General features: G+C 38.7%; 15 protein-coding genes and 1 pseudogene. 2 read left to right on the forward strand and 14 right to left on the reverse strand.

The genetic code is table 11. From position 1 onward, the window contains the following. Nucleotides 1-32: 32 nt before the first annotated feature. The 11 genes and pseudogenes from KZC02_RS26010 to KZC02_RS26050 form a co-directional block, all read right to left on the reverse strand. Complete coding sequence (locus KZC02_RS26010) at nt 33-608, reverse strand: hypothetical protein (protein ID WP_221391331.1); 576 nt, start codon at nt 606-608, stop codon at nt 33-35. Then, nucleotides 574-933: a glycosyltransferase family 2 protein gene (locus KZC02_RS26015; RefSeq protein ID WP_221391332.1), complete on the reverse strand. Its 360-nt coding sequence runs from the start codon at nt 931-933 to the stop codon at nt 574-576. Before KZC02_RS26015 ends, KZC02_RS26010 begins: the two co-directional genes overlap by 35 nt. Before the next feature lie 34 nt (nt 934-967). Further along, a complete protein-coding gene (locus tag KZC02_RS26020) occupies nt 968-3,613 on the reverse strand; it encodes a polysaccharide pyruvyl transferase family protein (RefSeq protein ID WP_221391333.1) in 2,646 nt (881 codons plus the stop codon). 278 nt (nt 3,614-3,891) lie between these two features. Further along, nucleotides 3,892-5,034, reverse strand: a complete 1,143-nt coding sequence (gene gmd / locus KZC02_RS26025; RefSeq protein WP_221391334.1) for a GDP-mannose 4,6-dehydratase — start codon at nt 5,032-5,034, stop codon at nt 3,892-3,894. Between the two features lie 125 nt (nt 5,035-5,159). After that, complete coding sequence (locus tag KZC02_RS26030; protein ID WP_221391335.1) at nt 5,160-6,164, reverse strand: mannose-1-phosphate guanylyltransferase; 1,005 nt, start codon at nt 6,162-6,164, stop codon at nt 5,160-5,162. 42 nt (nt 6,165-6,206) lie between these two features. Beyond that, nucleotides 6,207-7,528: pseudogene (locus tag KZC02_RS26035) on the reverse strand (UDP-glucose dehydrogenase family protein). Between the two features lie 364 nt (nt 7,529-7,892). Further along, nucleotides 7,893-9,131 carry a CpsD/CapB family tyrosine-protein kinase gene (locus KZC02_RS32165; RefSeq protein WP_229253810.1) on the reverse strand — a complete coding sequence of 413 codons (1,239 nt, stop codon included), beginning with the start codon at nt 9,129-9,131 and terminating at the stop codon, nt 7,893-7,895. After that, nucleotides 9,049-10,269, reverse strand: coding sequence for a Wzz/FepE/Etk N-terminal domain-containing protein (locus KZC02_RS32170; RefSeq protein ID WP_229253811.1), 1,221 nt, complete (start codon nt 10,267-10,269; stop codon nt 9,049-9,051). The genes KZC02_RS32165 and KZC02_RS32170 overlap by 83 nt, the downstream gene beginning before the upstream one ends. Nucleotides 10,270-10,349: 80 nt before the next feature. Further along, nucleotides 10,350-10,688: a hypothetical protein gene (locus KZC02_RS32175; RefSeq protein WP_229253812.1), complete on the reverse strand. Its 339-nt coding sequence runs from the start codon at nt 10,686-10,688 to the stop codon at nt 10,350-10,352. 46 nt (nt 10,689-10,734) lie between these two features. Further along, nucleotides 10,735-11,004 (reverse strand): polysaccharide biosynthesis/export family protein, encoded by a 270-nt coding sequence (locus tag KZC02_RS32180; protein WP_229253813.1) that lies wholly within the window; start codon nt 11,002-11,004, stop codon nt 10,735-10,737. 382 nt (nt 11,005-11,386) lie between these two features. Further along, nucleotides 11,387-12,124 (reverse strand): tyrosine-protein phosphatase, encoded by a 738-nt coding sequence (locus KZC02_RS26050; RefSeq protein ID WP_221391336.1) that lies wholly within the window; start codon nt 12,122-12,124, stop codon nt 11,387-11,389. Between the two features lie 435 nt (nt 12,125-12,559). Here KZC02_RS26050 and KZC02_RS26055 point away from each other — a divergent pair, with 435 nt between their 5' ends. Then, nucleotides 12,560-14,314, forward strand: a complete 1,755-nt coding sequence (locus tag KZC02_RS26055) for a gliding motility-associated C-terminal domain-containing protein (RefSeq protein WP_221391337.1) — start codon at nt 12,560-12,562, stop codon at nt 14,312-14,314. Nucleotides 14,315-14,656: 342 nt separating this feature from the next. Here the strand turns inward: KZC02_RS26055 and KZC02_RS26060 are convergent, their stop codons facing one another. After that, nucleotides 14,657-16,447 carry an ABC transporter ATP-binding protein gene (locus tag KZC02_RS26060; protein WP_221391338.1) on the reverse strand — a complete coding sequence of 597 codons (1,791 nt, stop codon included), beginning with the start codon at nt 16,445-16,447 and terminating at the stop codon, nt 14,657-14,659. A gap of 284 nt (nt 16,448-16,731) precedes the next feature. On the opposite strand from KZC02_RS26060, the gene KZC02_RS26065 reads away from it, so the two are divergent. Next, complete coding sequence (locus KZC02_RS26065) at nt 16,732-17,370, forward strand: DUF1080 domain-containing protein (RefSeq protein ID WP_221391339.1); 639 nt, start codon at nt 16,732-16,734, stop codon at nt 17,368-17,370. Nucleotides 17,371-17,593: 223 nt separating this feature from the next. Here KZC02_RS26065 and KZC02_RS26070 read toward each other — a convergent pair whose 3' ends face one another. Both KZC02_RS26070 and KZC02_RS32185 read right to left on the reverse strand, forming a co-directional pair. Next, nucleotides 17,594-18,331, reverse strand: a complete 738-nt coding sequence (locus KZC02_RS26070) for an AraC family transcriptional regulator (RefSeq protein ID WP_229253814.1) — start codon at nt 18,329-18,331, stop codon at nt 17,594-17,596. Next, on the reverse strand, nt 18,331-18,525 hold the full coding sequence (locus tag KZC02_RS32185) for a hypothetical protein (RefSeq protein WP_229253815.1): 195 nt from the start codon (nt 18,523-18,525) through the stop codon (nt 18,331-18,333). The genes KZC02_RS26070 and KZC02_RS32185 overlap by 1 nt, the downstream gene beginning before the upstream one ends. Between the last annotated feature and the right edge of the window lie 141 nt (nt 18,526-18,666).

An 18,666-nucleotide genomic window follows, 5' to 3' on the forward strand; every position in this document is an offset into this window, starting at 1 on the left:
ACTGTTTCTGATTTTTTGGAATGATTAAAAAATCAACCGAAATTCATTAACTGCTTTTTTATTATGTATTTAATATTTTGTTTCAGGCGTAATTTCCATGGTGCTCTTAAATGCAAACTTTTGATCTTTTCTGATACAAATTTTGGAGCAAGGATTTTTCTCGTGATTAAATGATTATATAAAAAGACATCAAGAAACTGGCTTAATTCATCATCATAAATTCCCTTTTCAAGTAAATATTCCTTTATTCTCATTCTGAGATTTACCAGATTATTTAATATTTTTTCAACCCTTGCCTGGTCATTACTTTTAGATACAGAATCGTCGAGACTATGAATCAAAGCGGACGGCGTCATATCAAAACAGATTTTGGATTCAGCTTGTATAAGCCTGAACAATAAATCATATTCTTGTGAAGAACTCAGACTTTCGTCCCAGCCACCAACCAGGTTTAATTTTTCCTTATTCCAAAGATTAGCACTTGTAATACCAAGTTTTGAAGAAATAAGGCCCTTCCAAACACTATTATTATTCGGGTTTACAACCTTTTTTGTTCCTGCCCCTTTATATTTTTTACAAGAAAAAACTTGAACTGACCAGATGTGCATTATGCTCTTTTAATAATTCCAGTTGTCTTTCCAGTTTATCAGGAAGTAATTCATCATCGGCGTCCAGAAACTCAATCCATTCACCTTTTGCTTCCGAAAGCCCCTTGTTACGTGCTGCACCTCCGCCTTTTTTCAATTCCATGTATGTCCGGATTTTATCAGCATATTTTTTCTGATAATCATCCAGCACTTTTTGTGTTTTGTCTTTTGAATTATTGTTAACCAGGATTAATTCCCAGTCTGTATAATGCTGGTTCAACACACTTTCTATGGCTCTGCTTACAAAGCTCTCACAGTTGTAACATGGGATTACTATCGAGACCATTAGATTTATTTTTTATTTCAATTCTTAAAAATAATTATACAGCAAACAGGTCTGACAATTTTTTCTTTATTGTTGTATGATTGCTTTCCTGTGCTTTTTTAAATCCGGCCATATTATTTTCTTCGTTTGCCAAAACAGCATTCAGTTTCTGAATATTTTCATCAGCACTTTCCTTTATGTCCAGAATCAGATTATTAAGATCATTATCATTAAAAATGCTGGTAATTTTTCTGTTATCCTGTTTGTCAACAAGAGGGAACGACAACGTACCGCATTTTAATGCAAGCAATAATACGTGTAATCTGTTGCTGATAATATAACTGGCACCGCCATATAAACCGATCGCTTCCTGCAAAGTCAGTTTGTGGTCAATCAGTTCAACATCAAAATCACTTTTTAAACTTTCATATATTTCAATTGAAGGTTCGCGGTCATATTTAACCTGATAAGCAACCTTGATCTTAACAGGTGGCTGCCCTGATTTCCCCAAAACATTTTTTATTCTTTCAATTAAAGGAGCGAGATAAGCTGAATCGTGGTTGACTCCAAATGCATTGGATCTCATACTGATCACGATGTAATCAGTTCCCGTGCCATTCAATTTCTTTTCCGGTGCATAAGCCCAGGCAAGATCAGGGAAATGCTGAGGTTTTTTGAATTTATACTTATTCGCAATTTTTAATGATTCGTGATCACGAACAGCATAATAGGAATAAGAGTAGGAAGCAAAAGATTCTGACAGGCCATTGTAAAAATCGAAAGGGCCAATTGAAAATCCAACCCGAACAATTTTACACCCGAGCAAATTAAGCAAGTGATATTTCATGTTTAACTGAACATGTTTTATCGCTCTTTTTAATCCTTTTCTTGAAGTATGTCCCGGCTGAATCACCAGATAATACTGAGTCCTTTCGCCTTTGGAAAACAGCTGTTTTTTTAAAATATCTGTTAAAGCATCTAATAATGGTTTATCTGAAATCTGTGATAAAAGCTGGTCACTTTTATCCGTACTGATTTCTTCTACAAACCAGGAAGGCGTTGCGGAATCGTCAATGACAACTTGTCCGAAAGGTCGCAGTAAATCAAGTTCTACTAAATTAATTAACAGATCTCCTATGTTTTCGACTTGTACCGCTGGTTTATAAAATATTTTCTTTTTCACTTTTTTTACTGGTTTTTTTAGGACTGTGCTTACGATCATCTTTTTCTCAGATGCACTAAGCAATACGTAGGATAAAGCACAAAAGAATATAAATAAGGCACCGCTGTGAACGATCAGGTGGGGCCAGTCATTTATTTCAAAAATGGTATAATAAAAAGTACTGGTAATCAATGCAATGGCAACCAATACAATGCTGCTTAATGATGCTTTAAAAAATGTTGTTTTACTGATCCCCATATTATGTGCTACATAAATAGGCATAAAAACGAAATTTTTGAAGGTCAGAATAATACCACTGGCCACAGCAACACCGTATAATTTGAGGCTTGTTTCGCTTACTAAAAATATAGCCAACAGTAAATTACATACTCCCATAAAGAGTGTATATATTCCTGGTATACGCAATTTGTTATAGGCACGGTTCAATGAAAATAATGGCAGAACCCCGAGATTTATTGGCAGCGGAAGCAATACTAATATAAACAGCCATTTAAGTGAAGCAAAATCCTTGCTGATCCAGATTGTAAGCAGGGCAGGAGCAATAATACAAAGTACGCTGACCATACACCCTACAAAAAGTGACAATGCTTTATTGGATAATTTAGTCAGACGAATCATCTGATCAAAATCTTTTTTAGCGTACAAATTCAGGATCAGCGGCCCAAGTGCTCCGGATAATGTAATGGATAAAGTCCGGATCATATTACTCCATTGCAGGATAATTCCATATTTTCCTGCTTCAACATTTCCCAGCACTTTATTAATTACCAATAAATCAATTTGCAGAAAAAGAATTGTTCCCAGCTGAATAACTATTAACCACCAGCCCATTGAAAGCAATTCGGAAAGAACTGATTTATCAAAAAGCTTGAAATTAATTTTTATTGTAGGAGTAAATTTTTTGAAAAGATAATAACTGTAAGAACTCGATATAATACTTCCGAAAAGAATGGCGATTCCATAACCTGTCAACGAGACTTTTAACAAAAGAAAAATCCCGAATATAAAAATCACCCTTACATAAGTATTAATTACCGAAACCCGGTTAACCAGGTCCAGTCTGTTCGCTATGTATGCTGATGAATTAAAAATAGATGCAAAAGCTGACATAATGAAAGCTACACTAACACACATGAAAAGAACCGAAGCATCGTGACCGATTCCAGCCGGAATTGAAATAAAAGATGAAATATTATATGAAAAAATAAACAAAAACGGAGCAAGTATCATTAAGAGAACAAACAGCGAAGTAAATGCTGTATTGAAAGTTCTGTTAGCAGCTTCGTAATTATGATTGGTAAGATCAAGTGCAAGGAAACGCGATAGAGAACTGTTAATTGCTACGGTTACAATAATCGCATATCCGATGAGCGAAGACGAAAGCGGAATAAGGCCGTACGATCCGATCCCAAGATTTTTGACCAGAAATGGTGGCAGCCAAAAACTAATCACTCCGTTGAGAAGGAAGAGAAGAATTTGTGAAATTAAATTTTTCTTTAAAGCACTCGCCGTATTCATTATAAAATTTTTACTTGAAAAATTGTTACCGGGCTTAGGTCATACCTGGTTATTTATAGCAATCAAAATCCTGAGTCAATTGTTATCAGGATTTTGATTTTATTATTTTCAGCAGAACAAAAAATACTGCTCAATTGAATTTTAACGGCTATAATTAATAAATAAACTATCCGGCATTGATAATAAACTATTGAAATTATAGTAAGTACCATTAATCATTAACAGAGCATCAGTTAGTTAAAAATGATGCTCTAAAAATTTCAAAATGATATCAGTTATTATTCAAAATAATTCAATACTCCAAATCCTTCTTTCAGCAATAACTGATCTTTCTGGAACAAACGAAGATCAGATGTTGCCATATCTTCTATCAGGCTGTCCAATGTATGTTTAGGTTTCCATCCCAATTTTTCGTTGGATTTTGCCGGATCTCCGATCAGCAATTCTACTTCGGTCGGGCGATAATATCTTGGGTCAATTTTCAGGATTACTGTTCCGGGAGCAAGGTGAGCACCTTTTGTTATTCCTAATTCCTGAATACGCTCTTCATTAATGGAGGCAATAGTTCCTACTTCATTTTCTTCCGAGCCTGTGAACTCAACCACAACACCCAGAAAAGCGAAAGTTTTACGGATAAACTCACGTACGCGGGTCGTAACGCCGGTTGCAATTACAAAATCTTCTGAAACTTCCTGCTGAAGTATCAGGTACATTGCTTCCACGTAATCTTTGGCATGTCCCCAGTCGCGCTGAGAATCAATATTTCCCATGTACAAAGTATCCTGCAAACCTAAAACGATTTTGGCAGCAGCACGGGTAATCTTACGGGTTACAAAAGTCTCACCGCGCAAAGGCGATTCGTGGTTAAATAATATTCCGTTTGAAGCAAATATTCCATAAGCTTCACGATAATTTACTGTGATCCAGTAAGCGTATAGTTTGGCAACGGCGTAAGGAGATCTTGGATAAAAGGGAGTAGTTTCAGATTGCGGAACAGCCTGAACCAAGCCGTATAGCTCAGATGTTGAAGCCTGATATATCTTGGTTTTTTTAGTAAGTCCCAAAAGTCTTACCGCTTCTAGTATACGCAATGTGCCTATTCCATCAGCATTGGCTGTGTATTCAGGCATTTCGAAGCTAACCTGTACATGGCTCATTGCCGCCAGATTGTAAATTTCGTCAGGCTGAACTTCCTGGATAATCCGGGTTAGGTTCATTGAATCCGTTAAGTCGCCATAATGCAGGATGAACCTGGCATTTGTAACATGAGGATCTTCGTAAAGATGGTCAATCCGGTCAGTATTGAAAAGGGAACTTCTACGTTTGATACCATGAACGATGTAATCTTTACTTAAAAGAAGTTCGGTCAGATAGGCGCCATCCTGTCCCGTGACACCCGTGATTAATGCAACTTTTGCCATATAACGATGAGATTTATAATTTTTTGTTCAGAGCTTTCAGCTATGAAACTAAGTTTCTTTGGATAAAACGGATAAATTCATGGCAGGCCGTTCCGTTTTAAACTTGCCTGCCATGTTTTTCTGTTTTATTGAACCAGTTCGGGTTTTTCCCTTTCCAGTCTTTCGTATATTTTCTTTACATCCTGCGAACTGCTTTTGGCAAGTACCAGAATAGCATCTGTTGTTTCTACAAGCACCAGATTATCCACTCCCAGGAATTCTACATGTTTGGTAGAACCAACCACACAATTGTTTTTAATAAAACGGTGGTTTTCACCCTGCACTTCCCAATGCTCCCAAATGGATTCAAACGAACCCAGATCTGACCAGCCAAAACTTGCTTTTACTACTTTGATCTTGTCAGAACGTTCCATTACTGCATAATCAATGCTGACGGAAGGGATCAGCATCGTTTCATCTTCCGGAAGAAAATCCTCCGATTTTGAAATGAATGCTGTATAGGAAGCCGCGAATATTTCCGGTTCGAATTTTTTCAGTTCTTCCAGATATTTTCCCGCCTGAAAGCAAAACATTCCGCTGTTCCACAAGAAGTTACCTGATTCCAGGAAAATATTAGCCAGGTCTGCATCCGGTTTTTCCCTGAAAGAAAGTACGTCGTTTTCTTCGAATTCGATATATCCGTAACCTGTTTCCGGTTTGGTAGGATTAATACCAAAAGTTACCAGATATCCGTCATTTGCAAATTCAATGGCTTCTGCAATGGATTTTGCATAGGCACTTTCATTTGTAATAATATGATCCGACGGCGTAACCAGTAATATATCATTCGGCTCAACGGCGAATGCCGCAAAAGCCACAGCCGCTGCCGTATTACGGGGTGCAGCTTCTATAATTTCGGCATATTGGTCTATATCAGCCCGAAGCATATCAGCCTGTGAAAGCAGATAATTATCTTTGTTTCCAACTACCAACGCCTGGCCTACCAAATGTTTGTTCCGTTCTGCTGTAAGCTGAAACAAAGATTTGTCCCCAAACATTGGAATATACTGCTTAGGCATAGACTTCCGGGATACTGGCCACAGCCGGCTTCCAACCCCTCCTGATAATATGACGTGTACGACTTTTGACATTTTATAACCTTTTAAAGGTGGGTTTCTGCTAATTGTCAGGTGTTATACAAGTTCTTTTACATTCAGCGCTTCGCGGCCGATACTGTAATAAGTGAATCCCTGCTCACGCATCTGATCAAGCTCGTATAAATTCCTTCCGTCAAAAATGACTTTCTCTTTAAGCAGTTTGCCCATTTTATCAAAGTCAGGCGTGCGGAACTGAGGCCATTCTGTAAATATCATCAGGGCATCAGCATCATCCAAAGCAGCATAAGCTGTGTGGCAATAAGTAATATCAGGAAGTAAACGTTTTACGTTTTCCATTGCTTCAGGGTCATACACAGTAACTTTTGCACCTTCGGCCAGTAATGCTTTAATGTTTTCCAAAGCAGGAGCTTCACGGATATCATCAGTATAAGGCTTGAAAGCAAGTCCCCATACAGCGATGGTTTTTCCTTTCAGGTTTCCGTCAAAATATTCTTTAACGATAGGAAGAAGTCTTTTTTCTGATCCTCGTTAACTGCCATAACTGATTGCAGTGTACGGAATGCATATCCATGATCCAGGGATGTTTTGGCCAATGCCTGAACGTCTTTTGGAAAACAGCTTCCGCCATAACCAATTCCTGCAAAAAGGAATCTTTTACCAATACGGCTGTCAGTACCAATACCACGACGAATATCGTCTACATTAGCACCAACTTTTTCGCAAAGGTTGGCAATCTCATTCATGAATGTGATTTTCAGCGCAAGGAATGAATTGGCAGCATATTTAGTCATTTCAGCCGAACGTTCGTCCATGAAAATAACCGGATTACCCTGACGAACCAATGGTGCGTACAGTTTTTCCATTACTCTTTTTGCCTTATCAGAAGTAGTTCCGACCACAACACGGTCAGGCTTCATAAAGTCCTCAACTGCAACACCTTCGCGTAAAAACTCAGGATTAGAAACGACATCAAAGTCAACTTTTGCATTCAAAGCGATTGCGGCACGTACTTTTTCTGCTGTTCCTACGGGTACAGTACTTTTATCAATAATTACTGCATAAGATTCAAGGATAGGGCCCAGATCGTTTGCAACTTTTAGAATATATTTTAGATCCGCTGATCCGTCTTCACCCGGAGGGGTAGGGAGTGCCAGAAAAATAACTTCGGCATCTTTAATTCCTTCTATCAGGTTAGTAGTAAATGTAAGACGTCCTTCGGCAACGTTTCTGTCAAATAATACGTCCAGCCCTGGCTCATAAATAGGAATTTCTCCTTTCATGAGGCGTTCAATTTTGTTGACATCGATATCAACACAGGTAACCTGATTTCCGGTTTCAGCAAAGCATGTGCCTGTTACCAAGCCAACATACCCTGTTCCAACTACTGCTAGTTTCATGTTTCGTTAAATAAAAATGATTGAATTCAGTGATATGCTTAATTACAGGGAGAACCCGATCTGCAATTGATGACTACGGTTCGCTAATGCATTGTAGCAGCCACAAGGAGAAAGAAAGATAGTTTTCATATAATTAACGTTGAGTGATATTTACATTAAGAATTACCGTGAATAGAGGGAATGATTGGCTTCTTAAAGTTTAGTATTCTAAAAATAGTACAATTTATATTGTAATCCTATCATTATTCAAATAAATGCTAAAAATTTAAAAAATTCCTTTTTCTGTTTAACAAAATCACGGACAAGGTATATTTTTTAAATTTTTAGCATTCTGTACTTTTATAACAAAAAGGTTGTTAGCTTTTTAGCTTCTTTTCATCATTTTTCTAAGCCGGGTTTCAATGTTCGGCTTTTTGATATCTGTATCTTCTCCGTAATACCCGTAGCCATAGCCTCCGTATCCGTAACCATATCCATATCCGCCGCCATATTTAACGCCGTTGAAGATGACTGAAAGATTGGTGAAACGATGCGCACGCTGCAATTCGCCTATACGTTTAAGGTGATCTACCAATGTATAGTTGAAACGAACGACATAAAGTGTTGCATCAGCATGTCTTGCTATCAATGCCGAATCGGTAACTAATCCGAAAGGAGGTGAATCGATCAGAATGTAATCATATCTCTCACGCAGTTCAGCAAGTAATATAGGCAGGCGTCCGTTACTCAAAAGCTCTGATGGGTTAGGCGGTATAGGGCCGCTTGTCAGTACATCAAATCTTGGATGAATTCCTGTAGGCTGAATATAATCATCTACATTGCCTTGTCCAATCAGGCAGTTGGTTACACCATATTTGTTGGATACCAGCAGGCGCTCATGAAGCGTTGGCTTACGAAGATCGAGTCCGATTAGTAATACTTTTTTGTCAGAGTAAGCAAGACTGGCAGCCAGGTTGATACTTATAAAGCTTTTTCCTTCTCCACCAATGGACGACGTGAACATAATAACCCGGCAGGACCCATCGCCCAGATATTGGAGATTCGTTCGTAATGCCCGGAATTGTTCAGCAACTGCTGTGCGGCTCGTCATTTTGATAATTGCCTCATCACCAGGTACATTTTTCACATTTTTCATGTGACCAATCTCACCCAGAACCGATACATGGGTAACCTTTTGGATTTCATCGCGGGTTTGTACCGTATTGTTTAAAAGTAACAACACATTGATCAGCAATGCCGGAAGTAAAAGTCCGCCAAGGCCGGAACCCAGCCAAACGAGTGCTTTCATTGGTTTGATCGGGTTGTAAGAAGCTTGGGGAGCATCTACAAGCCGGCTATCAGTAACAGTAGCGGCATATCCCAATGCAGTTTCTTCTCTCTTTTGCAAAAGATAAAGATACAAACCCTCCTTAATGCTTTGCTGACGCTTGATTCCAACATATTCACGTTCTTTCTGAGGAATGCTTCTCAAACCTGCTGAAAACTTGGAATTAACTGCTTCCAGACTTTTCTTGGTAATATCAAGGCCACGACGCAGATTCTGAAGGTTTTCTTTGATCGCCTGAACCGTACTCGTAATTTGTGTATTGATCGTACCCAGCAAAGGGTTGCCGGTTTGTGTTGTCTGAGCGTATTTTTTCTCTCTGAAGCTGTAACTCGTTGTATTTTGTTAATAAAGTAACAAGGACAGGATCGTTAATCATATAAGTGGCAGGAGCAGGAGCACCATTGTCCGAATTTTTTATATAATTATCAACGCTTTCTAAAACAGAGATTTTAATATTGACATCATTCAATTGCGTGTCATTTGCCTGAATGTTTTGCAGATACAAGTTTGATTCTGCACTAAGATCCGTAAGGCCCTGCGTTGTTTTATAAGATTCGACATCTTTTTCAACGTCTCCCAATTCTCCGGTGATCAGCCCAAGTCTCGACTCAATAAATTTAAGCGTATTACTTGCTTCATTATTTTTGTCATTCAGTGAAGACTGAACATAAACATCCAGTAATTTATTCAATACATCCCTGCTGCGCTGGATCGATGTATCTTCAAAACTTAATTCCAGAACAGTGCTTTTGATATTTGGCTTAATGATTTCAAGCCTTGCAAGCATGTTGGTTGTAAGGTTCGGAATATTCTTAAAAAGAACATTCACATCCTCGTATTCAGATTCCGTTCCCTTAGAAACAGTAAAAAGGCCCCATGCGTTACGAAGCTTCTGTCCGTATTTATACTGAATACCTTCTTCATTAATGGTATAATGCAGGCTGTCCGTAACGTGAATCGTCAAAGGATTCTTCAAAGCGAATTCAGAGATCAGCTCTGGTTTCACGATCACAGGGCTTGCTTTATATAAGTCTATTGTTTCAAGACCGTCGGTAGCCTCGAAACTTACGTCCAGATTGAGCTCCCTTACAATCTGTTCCATCAGAGTCTGGGATTTTAATATCTCAATCTCATTTTCTACCAGTTTGTTTCCGCCAAACTGAGTCATTTGCTCAATGATGTCACTACTTCCACCCAGGCCTTTTTGTTCATCCTTGATAAGGAGTGTAGCCTTTGCCAGATATACAGGTTGCGTCACCTGAATATAATAGTAAGCCGCGGCAAGCGCTGCAAGAAGAAATATTGGAAACAGAAACCAATAGCGTATATAACCCCTTACATAGCTTTGGACGTCAAATTTCTTTTCCTCCTCTTCAATTTGCTCCTGATAAAATTCAGTTTTTTGATTGTTCATAACTAACGTTGATTTCATTCTTTAAAAAAAAGACCTGTTTTAACTTGAAGTAAGTTATTTGTCAAACAGCTTACCTTAATCTATAATCTTAATCTATAAAATGCTAAACTAAGTGCCGTTACGATACCAAGGAATAACGGGGCAAGCTGAACTGTTCTGTCAGTAAGATTCATACGTGCTTTAATTGGCTCCACGTAGATCACGTCATTTTTATGCAAATTGTAGAAGGGGGAATCAAAAGTAGCTCTGGAGGTAAGGTCGATCCGCGCATACTGACGTTCGCCTTTTTCCTCACGGATGATCATGATATTGTTACGTTTACCGTAAATTGTAAGATCACCGGCAAGACTTAAAACTTCGGGAAGGGTTATTTTTTCGTCAGGAATCACATAAACAGATGGACGGTTTACTTCTCCCAAAACTGAAACTTTAAAATTAACATTTTTAATGTTAACTGACGGCTCTTTAAGGTACACCTTGCAGGCGTCTGCGGATTGTATCTGCTGCAACTTGCATTTTCAGGCCTTCAACCCGTATTTTACCAATAAGCGGGAGTTCTATATTACCCTCATTATCCACCAGGTAACCGAATGGCTGGCGTGCGATATTGCTTCCTGAGCCGTAACTGGTAGATGTGGTAGAATATTCGTTAGCAGAATTGAATATTTCGTTAGCTTCCTGATTTAAACTTCCTACAATGATAGATAGCAAATCATTGCTTTCGATGATTGGCACATAGTTTTGTAAAATTTTTGAAGATGATAAACGTGTTGTATCTCCTTGAAAATATACAATTGATTTGGGGGATACGCAGGAGGTCGTTCCTTCGATTATTACAATGGTAATTAAAAATAAAAAGAGGGGGAACTTAAGGGACTTTAAGTGGTGTAATTTCATATGTTAACGTTGAGTAAATAATTTTTCTATAATTTATTGATTGTAATACGTTTATCCAATCTTGATAAAATGATAATATGCTATCTGATTTGTATTCTGCTATTTAAAGTTAAAAATTAAAAGGCACGATTAAGGAGCGGTTTTTCTAGTTCTTAATATTATGCAAATTAATAAATTTTTCTGCAACGTGACAAATATAGATTAAATATGATTATCATCATTATATATTAATAATTTTTTCGTTTTGAAAATGATATTTTGACAGCCAGTTATTTTTGTCACCTTTATTGATTAAATCCAAATGCTGCATTCTGTGCGCATCAGTGCCTAAGAATGAAATGAGGTTGTTACGAAGAAGCCATTCTGCCATTTTATTTACATTTTCTCCATAGTAACCGCCAAGAGATAATATGTTGACCTGCAACTCACAGCCCTGGTCAACGAGTTTTTTATAAATCGAGGGATCAGAATAATAATAAGTGTAGCGTTCCGGATGTGCCAGTACAGGCTGATAACCTTTCCCAATAATGGAGAACAGCGTTTCAAAAGTATTCATGAGAGGAGTAGAGTAGGGCAGTTCTACTAAAAGCCGGTTGCCTGGAAGTGTTAAAAACTGTTCTTCATTAGCAAGCAGACTGATAAAATGCTCGTCGATAAAATATTCTGCCGCTGCATCAATCTGAATGGTGAGGCCAGCTTTTTTTACTTCATGCCTTACATCTTCCAGGCCGGCCAGAATAATTTCGGGTGTGTTTTTGTAACAATCCCACATTACGTGCGGAGTCGTTACCATCCGGCTGTAACCTAGTTCCTGCATTTTCTGAGCCATCATAACGGATTCCTGCACCGTTTCAACGCCGTCATCAATACCGGGAATAATATGGGAATGTAAATCTATTCCTATATGGGAAAGATTTACTTTTTCATTTTTCTTTTTATCGAATAGCCAGTTGAGCATGTTATTCGGTTATGTGTGTAAATCGTTGATGAGGGTCAAATCAGAGATATTAGTAAGCTCCTAATTTATTCTGAATAAGTCGAGCAAATTTAAGTTAAAAAAAACGACTGATAATAGAAATATCTCTATAAATAGAGAATAATTTCATAAACTGTAAAATTGGATTATTCTTTTGTACGATTCAGTTACAAATTATCCGGAAATTGAGCACAATCCTTCTTCGTTTACGACACTGGTAACATTCAAGCTAAGTACTATCTGATAAAGTAAATGAATTAGAAAATTACAAAAATCGGGTACTTGCCTAAGCCTTCATATTATTGTTTTTTCTAAAATGCATTTTTGTGTCAAATTGGTGCAACAGTATTTATTTTGATGGCGTATGAGCTAATATATCATTGGTGCTAAATCCGTTCCGTAATTTTTATCCGGTTTATGAAACAACTTCTGCTTCTGATTTTCCTGCTCTTACTTTTATTTGTACGTGCTGAGGCACAGGTGGATTGCAATAACATTGGATTTGAGCAGGGAAATTCTAACGGCTGGACTTTAACTTATGGCACAGTCACAGACCAAAATCAGAAAACGGTTTACGGTGCTGAATCGAACGGTACACTAAATAATGACCATTATGTGACTAGTCTTAGTGATGGTAATGATCCCAAAATTTCTGCCATTCCAATGGTGGCTCCGGGTAGTACACATTCTATCCGGATCGGGAATACGGTCGAAGGAAGTCATTTTTCAAGGATACGTGCCAATTACCTGGTTACTTCAGATAACACATTGTTCCAGTATAAATTCGCAGTAATACTGCAAAATACAGATGGAACCGGTGGTGGAAACGGAGGGGCTAACCACGAGCCTTACCAGAAACCCGGGTTTAATATTTTGATCTATGACAGTAACGGCGACGAATTGCCCTGTAGCAGCTATGATATTCAGCTTGAAGGCAATAACACTGTGGATGGTTTTACAACATCCGGTGATATACAGTACCGCAACTGGACAACAGGAGCGATAGATCTGAGAAACTATGTCGGAAAAAGTATAAATATCGTAGTAACTGCACACGGTTGTACGCGTATGAGGCATTTTGGTTATGCTTATTTTGATGCGGAGTGTTTGAAATCCGAAATAAAAATTGCATCATCCTGCCCTGACTCTGACGGTAATCTTACGCTGATGGCACCTGAGGGTTTCGGGCAATATGCTTGGAGTAATGGGGAAACAACACAAAATATTAAAGTAAAAGCTGCTTTGGGTGCTCAGTATAGTGTTCAGTTGGTGCCGCTTGGAAGCCTGGATGTAACTTGTGCCCTAAAACTGGATTATACCATTGAATATAAAAAAGCAACTGCATCAATTAACCGAACAATCTGTGAAGGGGAAGAGGTGGCAGTTGGTGATACAGTTTACCGCACTTCCGGTACTTTTATAAAGGTTGTTAATCAGTCTAACGTATGTGACAGTACGGTTACACTTAAACTGACTGTCAACCCGGTTGCAAGATATTCCCAGGACATCACCATTTGTGCCGGAGAAAGTTTGACAGTAGGCGATACAGTTTATACCACCTCCGGAACTTACACGAAAGTTATACCTCAGAATACCGGATGTGACAGTACTGTAATTACGAATCTTAATGTATTAGAACTTGATATTGCAGTAACTTCCAATTTTACAATTACCCAGGGAGACAGTGCCCAAATACAGGTTCTTGCAGAACCGCAGGGGAATTACATCTATCTCTGGGAAAAGGAAAATAGCGTAACGTGTCCTAATTGTGCACAAACCTGGACAAAACCGGATAAATCGACTCAATATAACATTACAGTTTCTGATGCAGATTTGGTTTGTTCCCGAAAGGGCAGTGTTTACATTTCTGTAAAACCATGCGGAATTACAGTTCCCGACGCTTTTTCACCTAATAATGACCAGTATAATGAAGTATTTTTTGTTTACGGCAACAGCTGTGTGAAACAAATACGGGAAATGATGATATACAACCGCTGGGGAGAAGTAATTTATGAGCAGTCTAATTTTGCCGCATCTGATCCTGCTTTCGGATGGCCGGGAACTTACCATGGTGTAGTAAGCTCCGCAGGCGTATATCCATATAAAATTCAGGTAGAGTTAAAAGATGGTGATATTCAGAATTATGAAGGGGTTGTGAATTTGTTGAGGTAGGAGGGAAGGGAGGGAAAGGGTTAAAAGGTGAATGGTTAAAAGGAATGATGGCGCGAACGTCCCCGTTCGTGACGGAATGATGGCACGAACGTCCCCGTTCGTGACTTTTATTGAAAGGCCTCTGGCCTTATTTTGAAATATTATTTTTGATATTAATGGTCAGGCCGGAGGCCTTGTAATAAAAGTCACGAACGGGACGTTCGCGCCATCATGGGACGTTTGCGCCATCATGGAAAAAAAAGGTTAAAAGGGCAATGAAAGGATGGCCGCCAGCGGGTCATAACGGTACTAGTTATTTTTTCCTTTTTTTATTAACCTTTCCACCATTAACCTTTTCCCTTTCTAACCTTTAACCCTTTCCCGTTTCCCTTCTTCTTCCAATACCTGTTGGTGTTTCCATAAATCCTGAAAAACACTGCTGTTTTCCCTCAGGTCATGAAAGGTGCCTTCGTCAATGACGTACCCATTACGCAGAATATATACGTAATCGAATTTGGCCAGCAAATGTAGACGGTGAAGCGATGAGAGTATTGCTTTTCCTTTAAATTCCTCAAACATATTATCGTAAAGCTGGGATTCTGTTTTAGAGTCAACACTACTGGTGGGCTCGTCGAGCAGAATGATATCACTGCTCCGGCCGGCTAAAATTCCTCTGGCCAATGCCAGGCGCTGCTTTTGGCCTCCGGACAAATTCACTCCTTTTTCCTGTATATTGGATTCCAGCCCGTTTGGAAGATTGGCAACGACATCTGAAAAATAGGCAGTATCACAAACCTGGTCGATCTCCTGATGATCGAAATCCAATCCTAACGTAATGTTATAAGCAATTGTGTTTTCAAAAATTTCGGGATCCTGAGGAAAAAGGGTAACGGTTCCTGCCAGCATTTTTATATTCGCTTCCAGGCCGTCGACTGAAACGATCACGTCTTTTTCCGGATCGTAAAGTCCGCGAAGTAATGCAAGTAATGTACTTTTCCCGCTACCGCTTTCACCAATAAAAGCGATGCGTTTACCACGATTAATCCGAATATTCAATCCATGAAGGCTATGTGCTTTCTGACCGGCCCGGTAGATATCATCATGTGAGAAATTAAGATTCCGGATATTAATTTCTTTCCAGTTTTCAGGAAGAGCAGTGCCGGTTTGAGGTATAAGGCGATTGTATTCTTCACTTATAACCCGTGCTGTTTGTACCTCGGTGTTATAACGAATAATTTCTGTATACTGCCAAGCCACATCCTGAAACACACTTGTAAACTGATTCACATATCCTAAAAGAGTTACAAGCCCGCCAACCAGAAATATTTGTCCGGGAGTATAATTTTGGTAGATGAAGCCAATGGTAACAACAATGTAGATCAGTGCCACGAAGATACTGGCAACAAACCATTTCCATTCGTTGATAACTACGCTCTTTAAAAACGAAGGGAAAACATCTTTCACTTTACTCATGAGGCTCACTTTCATTCGTTTTTCCAATCTCAGCGTAATGACTGTAATGATATTGGAAAGACTGTCAAAAAGTGTGGATGATACAATATGTTCTTTTTCGTTTGTATCGTCGAGTGCCTTCATAAAAGGTTTGTCGAACTTAAAAATCACCCAAACTGTCAAAGCGCCTATCAGTATACCAATACTGCCAAAAACCGGTGAGAACCATACGATGGCTATAAACGAAAACACAAATTTGAAAAAAGCGTGCAGAAATATAAAACCGTTCTGAAAAAACTCTTTCAGCGCTTCATATGCTTTTCTGATCCTGTTAATCGTCGAACCGCTGTGATGATCCTGATGCCATTTGATAGGCAGGTTCAAAACCTGATGATACAATTCATCCAGAAAATTACGGCTCAGGTCGAAGGCAAGTTTCCGTTCCATAATTCTGGCTGGTCCGTGAAATATCCATTCCAGTAAGGTAAGCAGAAGATAACCACAGGCGTACAGCCATACATTGCTCAGAACAGCGTCCGGTTCCTTTTGGACAGATTGTATAAACCAGCCTAATAATAAAGGATGCATGGCCAACGCCAGATTAGCCATAACGAACATGGCATAGATCAAAAGATATCGTTTCTTTTGCTGGCGTGCATAATGCCAGGCAGTGGCGAGGAGGGAGAGATAAGGGTTACGCATTGACTTTAATTCATAACAGAGATACTAAATCACCGGATTTTTTTAAAATATTATTGGACACTTTCCGTTTCGGAAGACAGTAATCTTTGGCAGGTTAAGCAGTAGTTTTCTAGCCAAAAATGTTTTTACTTATTAAGAAAATATGGCAGAGAATGGCTGATAATTTTATCCTGATTCCGTCAAAATAGTTAACGAATTGTAAAATATTTTAATCTGTACAAAGTAGAATAAATTTAGACAAATATTCAAATTTTATATTTCAGTTATTAATCAAAAATGTTCAAATGAAGAGATTATCATTTTTCAGCTCAATACTATTTTTAATCGTTTGTAGTAATCTTCCGGTTTTAGCTCAGGATGGCTGGGTTTCAATATTTAACGGGACCAGTCTTGATGGTTGGAAAGCAGGTGTAAACGCCTCCTCATTTTCCATTGTAGACGGTGCCATACAGGTTGCCGGTCCGCGTTCCCACTTGTTTTATGAAGGTCCGGTGAAAAACCATATGTTCAAAAATTTCGAGTTCAAGGCGACCGTGATGACGAAACCGGGATCAAATTCCGGAATATTTATCCATACTGCTTATCAGGAAGACGGCTGGCCGGCCAAAGGGTATGAAGTGCAGGTAAATAACTCGCACACCGACTGGAAGCGTACAGGAAGCTTGTATAATGTTATGGATGTAAAAGAGACTTATGTAAAAGACAATGAATGGTATACTGAATATATTAAAGTAGAAGGCAAACATATTACCATTATGATCAATGATAAAGTGGTTGTTGATTATGAAGAATCAGATATAGACAAACGGGAAGGTGATATGAAAACCAAATTTCTAAGCAGCGGTACTTTTGCCCTGCAGGCACATGATCCGAAAAGTGTAGTGCTCTATAAGGACATTAAGGTGAGGCCATTGACTGAATAAACATTCAATTAGCATTGGAAGAGGCTATTCATTTTGAATCCCAGCCTGATCGCCTCCCCAAAAAGGGAGGCGAATTTTATATGATGGTACCGGATGATGTTGCGCTGAAGTTTGTAAAAGGACGAAAACCGGCAAGGATAAGATGCAGACTCAATGATAGGGCTGACTTTTAATGTGCAATTATGATGATAGACCGGTTAAAAAGCGGTAAAATCTGATTTTTTTAATTGATAGCTTCGTTTTTATCCGTCACCGACCGGTACTGCGTTGGCGATATTCCTTCCGATTTTTTAAATTGCCTTCCAAAATAATTCAAATCCGTAAAGCCAAGCTGGTAACAAACATCGGAAATACTGGTTTTCGATTCACTCAGAATCTGCTTTGCTTTTTTGATTTTTTCCTTCAATATAAAATCAAGAGGACTTAGGTTAAATTCCCGTTTAAAGGCACGGTAAAAAGAGGTTCTGCTCATACATGCCTTTTCGCTCAGATCTTCCACCTGGATTTTCTCACTGATATTAGCCCGGATATAATTGACGACATAGGCCAACGGATTATTATGGTCAATGTTATCATCCATAATTGTTTGCAGATTTTGAGTCTGGAGAATATGTACAACCAGCTCCTGTAAAGTAAGATCCGCCAGAATATCTTTTCCAATTCCGGATCCGGAGCAGATCCTGATCAGTTTGTTCATAGTTTGTGCCAGTTCTACATTATTTAAGAAGTGGTACTGATTGTGCTGTAATTTCCAGAAATGTTCTTGTCCCTCACGCGGATATTCCTCATTGAGCCTGTCTATGATATGCTGTATTTTAGTCTGATCCAGGGCAAGCGCAATACACTGGGTCGGATTTTGTTCTGTTGCGTCTGGAAAATCAATTTTCATAGTGACATTAGCCGGCACCAAAACTGTTTCTCCGGGTAAATAGTCAAAACCAGGTTTGTCAAAAAGATGCATCACTTTTTTCCCCGAAGCATACTGGTAACGACAAAGTCTGAAAAGGTAAGCGGCACCAGTGCAGAAGCCTGCAAAGTTTCAAATAAATTCAGTTCACAATTTTGCAGGGTAAAAGCACGCCTGTTTTCAACCAAAGTTTTAAGGGATTTTTCACCTGAAACTTCGACCTGATTTAATTTATAACCTAATGGCATGACGTAGGGATTGAAAGTTTAGGAGTTCAGTATTTGGGAGTAAATAAGCGTAGTTGAAAATTGAATGTTGCAATAAACGAATCCTGTTTACATTTTAACAACGCACATTACTTTGCGTTAAGTCTACTTTTTCTGTGTTTT

It is taken from the genome of Dyadobacter sp. NIV53 (assembly GCF_019711195.1).
In the GTDB taxonomy this organism is placed as follows: Bacteria; Bacteroidota; Bacteroidia; order Cytophagales; family Spirosomataceae; genus Dyadobacter.

What these genes read in the sequence shown, in the direction of transcription:
- KZC02_RS26050 (WP_221391336.1), bottom strand. Translation starts at nt 12,124, where the DNA reads ATGCTCAACTGGCTATTCGATAAAAAGAAAAATGAAAAAGTAAATCTT.
- KZC02_RS26015 (WP_221391332.1), bottom strand. Translation starts at nt 933, where the DNA reads ATGGTCTCGATAGTAATCCCATGTTACAACTGTGAGAGCTTTGTAAGC.
- KZC02_RS26055 (WP_221391337.1), top strand. Translation starts at nt 12,560, where the DNA reads ATGAAACAACTTCTGCTTCTGATTTTCCTGCTCTTACTTTTATTTGTA.
- KZC02_RS26020 (WP_221391333.1), bottom strand. Translation starts at nt 3,613, where the DNA reads ATGAATACGGCGAGTGCTTTAAAGAAAAATTTAATTTCACAAATTCTT.
- KZC02_RS26030 (WP_221391335.1), bottom strand. Translation starts at nt 6,164, where the DNA reads ATGTCAAAAGTCGTACACGTCATATTATCAGGAGGGGTTGGAAGCCGG.
- KZC02_RS32170 (WP_229253811.1), bottom strand. Translation starts at nt 10,269, where the DNA reads ATGAACAATCAAAAAACTGAATTTTATCAGGAGCAAATTGAAGAGGAG.
- KZC02_RS26065 (WP_221391339.1), top strand. Translation starts at nt 16,732, where the DNA reads ATGAAGAGATTATCATTTTTCAGCTCAATACTATTTTTAATCGTTTGT.
- KZC02_RS26060 (WP_221391338.1), bottom strand. Translation starts at nt 16,447, where the DNA reads ATGCGTAACCCTTATCTCTCCCTCCTCGCCACTGCCTGGCATTATGCA.
- gmd (WP_221391334.1), bottom strand. Translation starts at nt 5,034, where the DNA reads ATGGCAAAAGTTGCATTAATCACGGGTGTCACGGGACAGGATGGCGCC.
- KZC02_RS26010 (WP_221391331.1), bottom strand. Translation starts at nt 608, where the DNA reads ATGCACATCTGGTCAGTTCAAGTTTTTTCTTGTAAAAAATATAAAGGG.
- KZC02_RS32185 (WP_229253815.1), bottom strand. Translation starts at nt 18,525, where the DNA reads ATGCCATTAGGTTATAAATTAAATCAGGTCGAAGTTTCAGGTGAAAAA.
- KZC02_RS26070 (WP_229253814.1), bottom strand. Translation starts at nt 18,331, where the DNA reads ATGCATCTTTTTGACAAACCTGGTTTTGACTATTTACCCGGAGAAACA.